The 9,472-nt window shown below is 72.0% G+C and carries 11 protein-coding genes; 5 read left to right on the top strand and 6 right to left on the bottom strand.

What is annotated here, in order from left to right; translation table 11 throughout:
• Positions 1-203 precede the first annotated feature (203 nt).
• Complete coding sequence (locus I0C86_RS06695; protein ID WP_196200332.1) at positions 204-1,688, top strand: DUF7782 domain-containing protein; 1,485 nt, start codon at positions 204-206, stop codon at positions 1,686-1,688.
• 5 nt (positions 1,689-1,693) lie between these two features.
• Positions 1,694-2,116 carry a D-aminoacyl-tRNA deacylase gene (gene dtd, locus I0C86_RS06690; protein WP_196200331.1) on the top strand — a complete coding sequence of 141 codons (423 nt, stop codon included), beginning with the start codon at positions 1,694-1,696 and terminating at the stop codon, positions 2,114-2,116.
• Positions 2,117-2,126: 10 nt separating this feature from the next.
• Here dtd and I0C86_RS06685 read toward each other — a convergent pair whose 3' ends face one another.
• Positions 2,127-2,915, bottom strand: coding sequence for a sporulation protein (locus I0C86_RS06685; RefSeq protein ID WP_196200333.1), 789 nt, complete (start codon positions 2,913-2,915; stop codon positions 2,127-2,129).
• Between the two features lie 375 nt (positions 2,916-3,290).
• Between I0C86_RS06685 and sigB the strand changes: the two genes are divergently transcribed.
• Positions 3,291-4,274, top strand: a complete 984-nt coding sequence (gene sigB, locus I0C86_RS06680; protein ID WP_230393685.1) for an RNA polymerase sigma factor SigB — start codon at positions 3,291-3,293, stop codon at positions 4,272-4,274.
• Positions 4,275-4,396: 122 nt separating this feature from the next.
• Here sigB and I0C86_RS06675 read toward each other — a convergent pair whose 3' ends face one another.
• Complete coding sequence (locus tag I0C86_RS06675) at positions 4,397-5,578, bottom strand: acetoin utilization protein AcuC (RefSeq protein WP_196200329.1); 1,182 nt, start codon at positions 5,576-5,578, stop codon at positions 4,397-4,399.
• Between the two features lie 107 nt (positions 5,579-5,685).
• Positions 5,686-6,579 carry a sulfurtransferase gene (locus I0C86_RS06670; protein WP_196200328.1) on the bottom strand — a complete coding sequence of 298 codons (894 nt, stop codon included), beginning with the start codon at positions 6,577-6,579 and terminating at the stop codon, positions 5,686-5,688.
• Between the two features lie 99 nt (positions 6,580-6,678).
• On the opposite strand from I0C86_RS06670, the gene I0C86_RS06665 reads away from it, so the two are divergent.
• On the top strand, positions 6,679-7,368 hold the full coding sequence (locus I0C86_RS06665) for a metal-dependent transcriptional regulator (protein WP_196200327.1): 690 nt from the start codon (positions 6,679-6,681) through the stop codon (positions 7,366-7,368).
• A gap of 114 nt (positions 7,369-7,482) precedes the next feature.
• Here I0C86_RS06665 and I0C86_RS06660 read toward each other — a convergent pair whose 3' ends face one another.
• Entirely contained in the window at positions 7,483-8,031 is a 549-nt protein-coding gene (locus I0C86_RS06660; protein WP_196200326.1) for a hypothetical protein, read from the bottom strand.
• Between the two features lie 108 nt (positions 8,032-8,139).
• Positions 8,140-8,430, bottom strand: a complete 291-nt coding sequence (locus I0C86_RS06655) for a DUF5522 domain-containing protein (protein ID WP_196200325.1) — start codon at positions 8,428-8,430, stop codon at positions 8,140-8,142.
• 148 nt (positions 8,431-8,578) lie between these two features.
• Here I0C86_RS06655 and I0C86_RS06650 point away from each other — a divergent pair, with 148 nt between their 5' ends.
• Positions 8,579-9,073, top strand: coding sequence for an SRPBCC family protein (locus I0C86_RS06650; RefSeq protein ID WP_196200324.1), 495 nt, complete (start codon positions 8,579-8,581; stop codon positions 9,071-9,073).
• 55 nt (positions 9,074-9,128) lie between these two features.
• Here the strand turns inward: I0C86_RS06650 and I0C86_RS06645 are convergent.
• A partial coding sequence (locus tag I0C86_RS06645) for a DUF2332 family protein (RefSeq protein WP_196200323.1) occupies positions 9,129-9,472 on the bottom strand: 344 nt, incomplete at its 5' end.

Here is a 9,472-nt window from a genome sequence, read left to right as displayed (position 1 = left end):
GCTCCCGCCCGCCCCGCTCCCGCCGTCTGCGCGGCGGCCGGCGAAGGGCGGCCGGTGACGGGCGACCGGCTGCCGGTGACGTGAACACCGCGCAGGTCCGCCCGCCCCGGTACCCAGCGGTTACCCCCGACGGGGTGGTTCCGGCCGGGCATCTACGGGGGTTGCGGGTCGGCCCGGTACCGGCGACCGGCAGGATGGACGCCGTGGACGGAGACGACATGCTGCTGTCCCCCGCTGGGGTCGATCAGTTGCGACAGGCCCTTCTCAGCGCGGGTTACACGTCGAGCGGCATCGCCGAGCGGCTGGGGCCGCAGGCGACCAGCGCGATGGGCCGCAACGACTTCCGGGCGGCGCTGCGGGCCACCGAGGAACGGAACCCGCTCGACACGCTGATCCGGCTCTTCGTCTGCGGCCAGACCGAGCCGGAGGCGGCGGTACGGGCGGCCTTCGCACCGCTGCCGCTGGCGGAGGCGCTCGCCGGTGGCCTGGTCGAACGCGTCGGCTCCGGCCTTCGGCAGGCGATCGACCTCGAGCCGTACGGGGACTCCTGGTGGGTGCTCTCCGACGTGCCGGCGAGCGCCCGGCCCGGCGTGCCGCTCCCCTCCGACCACGTTCTCGGGATCGGCGGGGCCACCACCACCCTGGTCGGCGCGACGATCCGGCGCCCGGTCGGCAGCGCGCTCGACCTCGGCACCGGCAGCGGCGTGCAGGCCCTGCACCTGGCCGAACACGCCCGCTCGGTCACCGCCACCGACGTCTCCGACCGGTCGCTGCGGTTCGCGGCGACCACCGCCGCGTTGAACGGACACCGCTGGGAGCTGCTTTCGGGCGACCTCGTCGCGCCGGTCGCCGGTCGCCGGTTCGACCTGGTCGTGAGCAATCCGCCGTTCGTGGTCGGACCCGGGACCACCACGCACAGCTACCGCGACTCCGGCCGGGTCGGGGACGGGATCACGGCCGAACTGGCCGCCGCCGCGCCGGGACTGCTCACAGAGGGCGGCACCATGCAGTACCTGGCCAACTGGCTGCACGTGGCCGGGGAGGACTGGGGCGAGCGGGTGGCCGGCTGGTTCGCCGGCACCGGCCTGGACGCCTGGGTGATCCAGCGCGAGGTGGCCGACCCGATGACGTACGTCGACCTGTGGCTGGCCGACGCCAGCGAGGCCACCGACCCGCACCGGGTGGCGGCCTGGCTGGACTGGTTCGACGCGCAGAAGGTGGAGGCGGTCGGCTTCGGCGTGGTGAACCTGCGCCGGGGCGGGCACACCGATCCGGTCGTCCGGATCGAGGATCTTCGGCAGGCGGTGGAGCCGCCGATGGGCGAGCAGATCGCCGCCTGGTTCGACCGGCAGGACTGGCTACGGGCCCGGAACGACGACGCGCTGCTGGGGACCCGGTTCCGGGCGGTCGACGGGCTGCGCCTGCGTCAGGAGGCGTCGATGGGCGACGAGGGCTGGGCGGTGGACCGGCAGGTGCTCGTCTCCTCGCACGGGCTGCGCTGGACCGAGGAGGTGGATCCGCTGGTGCTCGCCCTGGTCGGCGGGGCGAACGGGCAGGTGCCGCTGCGCGAGCAGCTCGCGGTGCTGGCCCTCGCGCACGACGTACCGGCGGAGGACCTTGCCGAGGCGGCCGGGCCGATCATCGCGCACCTGGTCGAGCGGGGCGTGATCGCGCCCGTGGCAGACTGACCGTCGTGCGGGCGGTGGTGCAGACGGTCGGTCGGGCCAGCGTGACGGTGGACGGCGAGGTGGTCGGGGCGATCTCCGACGGGCTGCTGGTGCTGCTCGGGGTGACCCATTCCGACACTGCCGCGACCGCCGGCGCAATGGCCCGGAAGGTGCACGAGCTGCGCATCCTGGACGACGAGCGGTCCGCCTCGGACGTCGGCGCACCGCTGCTGGTGGTCAGCCAGTTCACCCTGTACGGCGACGCCCGCAAGGGGCGCCGGCCGAGTTGGGGCGCCGCGGCCCCGGCCGAGCTGGCCGAACCGCTGGTTACCGCGTTCGTCGAGGCACTCCGGGCCCGCGGCGCCAAGGTGTCCACCGGCCGGTTCCGCACCCACATGCTGGTCGAGAGCGTGAACGTCGGCCCGCGCACGGTGCTGCTCGACCTCTAGTCGGAGCGGGTCAGAAGAACAGGCCGCGCTTCTGTAGCGACTGACGCAACCAGCCGTCGAGCTGGCTGGCCCAGTCGGTCCGGTCCGCGGTGGCGTAGTCCACGGTGAACCGGCCGAACGCGTCGCGGCCCTCGGTGAGCAGCCCACCCCGCTTGTCCAGCTCCAACACGACCTGCATCTGCTGCGGCGTGGCGACGAAGGTCAGCTCCAACTGGTTGATCGCCCGGGTGTACTGGGGAGCGGGGTAGTACTCGATCTCCTGGTAGAACGGCAGCGACTGCTGGACGCCGTAGATGCGTCCACGCTCGACGTCGGCCCGGGTGAACCGGAAGCCGAGTTGGGTGAGGGCGCCCAGGATGCGTTCCTGCGCCGGCAGCGGGTGGACCGCGACCGGGTCGAGATCACCCTTGTCCACCGCGCGGGCCACCTCCAGCTCGGTCCGCAGCCCCATGGTCATCCCGTGCAGGTGCTGGCCGCCGATCTCGGTGATCGGCGTCTCCCACGGCACGTCGAAGCGGAACGGGATGTCGTGCCGCGCCCCGCTCTCCAGCCGAAACGGGCCGGTCACGCGCTGGCGCTGGAACTCCTGGGTGCTGCTGTACTCGCTGTCGCCGCTCTCCACCTCGACCCGGGTGACCAGGCCCAGTGCGACGTACTCGACATCCACCGGGTGGTCACCGCCCTGGACGTGGATCTGGCCCTCCAACTGGCCACCGGGCCGGCAGTTCGGATTGGTCAGCACCGTCTCGACCGACGGACCGCCCACACCCATCGCCTGCATCAACCGTTTGAAGACCACCATTTCTCCCATCCGTTCTCGATCACGCCCGACCCGTCGGTACCCGGCCGGCAGGCTGGCACAGTAGCCACCGCCGGCAAGCCCGGACCCGCACGATCGCCCGTCATCAATCGGACCGAAGCCCAGGAAACCGGCCATTTCCCATCCCGGTTGTCTCCCGGATTCATGCCAACCCGACGATCTCCTCACCCCCGCTTCACGCCCCAGCAGCCAAGCTAGGTGTCACCAGCGAGGTTGTCCGCTGGGAGGCGTCACTTTGTCGAAGCGGGGAGGCGACAGATGATGGTCCGGCACATGAACGAGAACCACACTAGCCCGGCCAGCACGGCCGGGACCGATAACGAACCGGTCAACGACGGCGGACCCGGCCAGGTCATGGTCGACCTCGACGCCACCGACGAGCGGGGCGCGTCGGCCGACCTCGTCCGGGCGTACCTCAACGGTATCGGCCGGACCAAACTGCTCACCGCCGTCCAGGAGGTCGAACTGGCCCGTCGGATCGAGGCGGGGCTGTACGCCGAGGAGAAGCTCACCGCCGACGAGCGGCTGCCCGGGGGCGGACAGCGGGGCGGGAAGTCCGGGGCTCTGCCGGTGGACCTGCGGGGCGACCTGCTGACGATCGTCGCCCAGGGGCGGGCCGCGAAGAACCACCTGCTGGAGGCGAACCTGCGGCTGGTGGTCAGCATCGCGAAGCGGTACACCGGGCGGGGCATGGCGTTCCTGGACCTGATCCAGGAGGGCAACCTCGGCCTGATCCGCGCGGTCGAGAAGTTCGACTACACCAAGGGCTACAAGTTCTCCACCTACGCCACCTGGTGGATCCGCCAGGCCATCACCCGCGCCATGGCCGACCAGGCCCGCACCATCCGCATCCCGGTGCACATGGTCGAGCAGGTCAACCGGATGGTCCGGACCCGTCGGGACCTGTCCGCCTCGCTGGGTCGGGAGCCGACCGTCGCCGAGGTCGCCGCCGCGCTGGGCGTACAGGAATTCCAGGTCATCGAGCTGATCTCGTACGACCGGGAGCCGGTCAGCCTGGACCAGGCGGTCGGCGAGGACGGTGAGAGCGCCCTCGGCGACTTCGTCGCGGCGGTCGACCCGCGCGACGAGCCGGGCGACGCGGTCTCCCAGGGCATGCTCCGCAACGAGGTGGAGATCGTGCTGGCGACGCTGTCACACCGCGAACAGGCGGTGATCCGGCTGCGCTTCGGCCTGGACGACGGCCGGCAGCGCACCCTCGACGAGGTGGGTCGCGAGTTCGGGCTGTCCCGGGAGCGGATCCGTCAGATCGAGAAGGTGACCCTGCTCAAGCTGCGCCACCCGTCGCGCGCCGACCGGCTCGAGTCGTACGCGAGCTGACCCGTACGCCGCGGAGCCCCCGCCACCAGCGCCGGTGGACGGGGGCTCCGGCGTGTCCGGGCAGACGACTTCCGACGCGCGTCAGGAACGGTTCCGGGACGGTCGGTCGCGGATCCGGAAGGTCAGACCGTCGGGTCCTGCGGGTCGAGGCCGTGCAACGGAAACACCGCCCGCCGGGTTGCCATGATCTCCCGGTCCACGGCGTCCGGCTCGCCTGTCGGCTGCCAGCGCTCGTACGAGACGTCCGCGTCGTCGGTCATCCGCAGCGGCACCTCATGGTCGGGGCGGCGGGCCCGGGCCAGCGCCCGCCAGTCGGGTGGGGTCAGCACGGCCGGGTCGACCGGATCACCGGTGGCCACCGCGAGCAGATGTGTCCAGGCCCGGGGCACCACCTCGACCAGGGCGTAGCCGCCACCCCCGGTCGCGACCCACCGGCCGTCGCACAACTCGTCGGCGAGCGCCCGCATGGCGAGATAGCTGGCCCGCTGACCGTCCACGGTCAACCGCAGGTCGGCGAGCGGATCCAGTCGATGGCCGTCCGCCCCGCACTGGCTCACCAGGATCTCCGGCCGGAACGCCCGCAGCAGCGCCGGCACGGTGGCGTGGAAGGACCGCAGCCAGCCCGCGTCACCGGTACCCGGTGGCAGGGCCAGGTTGACGGCACTTCCCTCCGCGCCCGGTCCACCGGTCTCGTCCGGAAACCCGGTTCCCGGAAAGAGCGCCAACGGGGTCTCGTGCAGGCTGACGGTCAACACCCGTGGGTCGTCGTAGAAGATCTGCTGCACTCCGTCGCCGTGGTGCACGTCGACGTCGACATAGGCCACCCGCTTGGCGCCGAGGTCGAGGAGCCGGGCGATGGCCACCGCCGGATCGTTGTAGACACAGAAGCCCGCGGCCCGGCTCGGCATGGCGTGGTGCAGCCCGCCCGACACGTTGACCGCCCGCCGGGCCTCGCCCCGCCAGACCGCCTCGGCAGCCGCGAGACTGGCGCCGGCGACCAGGGCGCTCGACTCGTGCATGCCGTCGAAGATCGGGTTGTCCGGGGTGCCGAGGCCGTACCCGGAGAAGAGCGGGTCGTGGGGTGCCGCCCGTACCGCGTCCAGGTAGTCCGGTCGGTGCACCCGGGCCAGCGCCGCGTCATCGGCCGGGGCCGGCGCCACCAGGCGTACACCGGGGCGGTCGAGGACCCCGAGCGACCTGGCCAGCGCCATCGTCAGTTCCACCCTGACCGGATCGAGTGGATGGTCGCCCAGGTCGTACGCCAGCAGACTCTCGTCCCAGACCACCACTGTGCCGTCCGACATGGCCCTCATGGTCGCATGTCGAACGGCCCCGACTGGCCAGAGCGGCCCGATGGCCTCCGGAACGCGAGCCGGATGCCATCGGGCGGCGACGGATCAGGCGGTTCGGATCAGGGTCGTTCCGAGCCCGAGCCCGAGCCCGAGCCCGAGCCCGGATCGGGGTCGGTGGTGGTGGCCACCGGGCGGGCGGGATCGGTGAGCCAGTCGCTCCACGAGCCGACATAGAGCGCGGCGTCGGGAAATCCGGCCCGGTGCAGGGCCAGCACCGCCTGTGCGGCGGTCACCCCGGAGCCGCAGTACGCGGCGACCGGTACCCCCGGCCGGACGCCGGCCTCGACGAACCGCTCGCGCAGGAGACCGGCGGCCGGCAGTCGTCCGTCCGCGTCGGCGTATTCGGCGGCCGGAAGGTTCACCGCGCCGGGAACGTGCCCGGCGACCGGATCGATCGGTTCGGTTTCGCCCCGGTACCGCGCCGCCGTCCGGACGTCGATCAGCACTCCTTCGGCGGCGACCCGGGCCGCCTGACGGGCGTCGAGCGCCGGCATTCCGCCCGGACGCACGGTGAGGTCGCCCGGTAGCGGATCCGCTGGTTCGGTCGAGACCGGCCGTCCCGCTCCGACCCAGGCCGGAAAGCCGCCGTCGAGTACCCGGACCTGGCGGTGCCCGGCCCAGCGCAGTGTCCACCATGCCCGCGCCGCCGCCATCTGGTCGCCGCCGTCGTAGGTGACCACGGGATGACCGGCCCGCACCCCCGCCGCGCGGAGTACCCGCTGCAACACCGCCGGGTCGGGCAGCGGATGTCGTCCACCCGCCCCGGGTGGTCCGCACAACTCGGTGTCGAGATCGACGAAGACCGCCCCGGGTAGGTGGCCGGCCTCGTAGTCGACCCGGCCGGGCGCTCCGACGAGCCGCCAACGCACATCCAGCAGGGTGGGCGGCTCGGGGGACGCCAGCTCCGCGGCGAGCCCGGTCACATCGACAAAAAGATCATCCGGTACGGGCACGGGGTCCAGTCAACACCATCCGGGGCCGAACCGCCCCGGGCCCGGCGACACTGAATATCGGTTCCCCGAGGTAGCATCGTTACCGGGAGGACCGCTGACGTGAACGACCTTGTCGACACCACCGAGATGTACCTTCGCACCATCCTTGAGCTGGAGGAAGAAGGTGTGCCCCCGCTGCGTGCCCGGATAGCGGAGCGGCTGCGCCAGAGCGGTCCGACCGTCAGCCAGACCGTCGCCCGGATGGAACGCGACGGGCTGCTGACCGTCGAGGACGACCGCCACCTGCAACTCACCGCCCTCGGTCGGGCGCACGCGGTGTCGGTGATGCGCAAGCACCGGCTGGCCGAGCTGCTGCTGGTCAACGTGATCGGGATGCCCTACGAGGAGGCCCACGAGGAGGCCTGCCGCTGGGAGCACGTGATGAGCGACTCGGTGGAGAAGAAGGTCTACGAGCTGCTCAACCGGCCCACCCGGTCGCCGTACGGCAACGTGATCCCCGGGCTCGAGTCCCTGGTCACCAATCCCGGCCTGCCGGCCGCCGAGACGGTCCCCGACGGCGAGCGGAATCTCGCCTTCCCCGGTCTCAGCGGTCCGGTGGTGGTCCGGCGGATCTGTGAGAGCGTCCAGACCGACGGCGACGTGCTACGCCAGTTGCACGCCGCCGGGGTGGACCCGGGCGCGACGGTCACCGTCGCACAGGAACGTGACGGGGTGACCATCGACCGGTCCGGCGACAAGATCCGCCTGCCTCGCGAGGTCGCGTCCCGGGTCTTCGTCGCCGCCCACTGAGCGGTGCCGGCCCCGCTCCCGGGGTAATCGTCCCGCGGCCTGGCTCGTCGTCCCGCCCGTCCGACTTCCTACCGGTCGGGCGGGTTCGTGCGTCCCGGTACGGCGGTCGCCGGCTCAGCGACCGCTGGTGTCGATCTTCTTCGCCAGGGCGACGAGCTTCGGGGTGAGCGCGTCGGCCGTGGCCCGGTCCGCACCGGTCGGAAACGTGTAACGGAGGCTGGCCAGACGCTTGTCGCCGGTGAGCCATCCGACCTCGACGCCGATCCCGGAACCCTTTGCCGCCGCCACCGCCGACTGGTACGCGGCCTTGCCGAGGCCCTTGACCGACTTCCCGCCGCTCGGCACCACCTCGTCGGCGAAGATGGCCGTGTCGGCCGTGGTCGGAGTCACCGACAGCGCCAGTTCGGGGCGGGCGGCCGCCTCGGCGCGCAGCACGCAGGTGTCGGTCCTGCCGTGCCGGCTCGCCGCCGAGACCTCGAACTGGGTGCCGATGGCCTGCTCCACCACCTGATACTCCAGTAGCTGGCAGGCACCGCCGGCCGCCGACGCCGGCAGCCGTACGACCTTCGGCGCCGGCCCGAGTGGCTCCGCCGGCGCGGGATCCTCACCGCAGCCGGAGAGCATCAGTAGCCCGACACCCACCAGGCACAGCCGCCTGCGCACCGCTCGCCTCCCATCCGCCCGGCCGCAGCGACCGGGGAATCCGTCGGCCACCGTACGGGGTCCGCGCGGCTGGCGAAACCCCGTACCCCGCTCTGCCTGGTGGCGCCCCTACGGCGGTGGTGGGACCGGCGCCACCGGATCGTCGACGTACGGGCAGTGGCGGCAGCCGCGCCCGCAGCAGGTGCCACGGCGGGCGAGAAAGCCCGCGCTGAGCACGAACAGCCCGGTGGCCGGGTCCGGATAGCCCGCCTCACCGGCCGCGAGAGCGGCGGAATGGGCCGCCAGGATCCGGTCCCGGTCCGGATGTGTCGGCGCCAGCCGGGACGGATGCGGCGAGTCCAACGGCCGGGGCGCCAACGGCAGCCGCCGGCCCTGCCCGCTGGCGTCGGCACCGTCCATTCCGCCGACCCTACGACACCACCGTGTGCCGTCGACCGGGCAGTGCCGCGCCGGCCGCCGTCCGGCGAATGAAACGCGGTCGGCGGACTAAGGTGTCGACTGGGGAGATCGCGGCGGCGGGCCCGCCATCATCTCGACGGAGAATCCGATGGACGACGACCTGGCGAATCGATTCAGCGACATACATTGGCCAGCGGGGTTTTCGCCGGAGCGCGCCGATCTGTTCGCCCACAACGAGGTGTTCATCGACGCGCCCTGCTCGAACGTGTGGCAAATTCTGATCGCCGTCGAGCAGTGGCCTCAGTGGTATCCGAACGCCCACGACGTGCGGATCCTCAACGATCGGACCGGGGTGCTCCGGGACGACAGCAGATTCCAGTGGACGACGTTCGGGATCGACGTCATCAGCGAGATATTCGAATTCGTTCCGGACAGTCGCATCGGCTGGTCCGGGAACGCACCGGGTCTGCAGGCGTACCACGCGTTCCGGCTCATCGAGGAGTCGAACCGCTGTCACGTCATCATGGAGGGGGCGGCCGAGGGTCCGGCCGCGATCGAGATGCGCAATTCCGACCCCGACGGGATGCACAAGGCTCACGACCTGTGGAACAGCCGGTTGAAGAATCTCGCGGAGACCCGTTAGCCGTCGGTAGGGTCCGGCGACCTCCCGAGCCTCCGGCCCGGCATCGTCGGCCCGGCTACCGGGGCACGCCGTCCGCGAACCAGGTCATCGCCTGCCCGTGCGAGCGGGTCCAGGCCAACGGCGTCCCGTCCAACGTGAGCACGTTGTACAGCGCATCGTCCGGCGGCTTCGGCAGCGCGGCGTGGGGCACCACGTCCGGGGCCTCGTTCGCGATCCAGTGGCCGGGCAGTCCACGTACCAGATCGATGAACGCCGCCCGGCGCGGCGCCGGCACCTGGTACAGCACGGAGGTGTGGAACACCACAAGCGTCGCGCCGGCCGGCGCCCGCGCGGCCAGCGCCGGCAGGTCGTCCACCAGGTCGCCGCGCACCAGCAGCGGCGGCCGTCGCGGCCCGCAGC

The organism is Plantactinospora alkalitolerans, assembly GCF_015690345.1.
In the GTDB taxonomy this organism is placed as follows: Bacteria; Actinomycetota; Actinomycetes; order Mycobacteriales; family Micromonosporaceae; genus Plantactinospora; species Plantactinospora alkalitolerans.
Note: the sequence above shows the minus strand (reverse complement) of the source record. Positions and strands in the feature narration are given on the sequence as shown.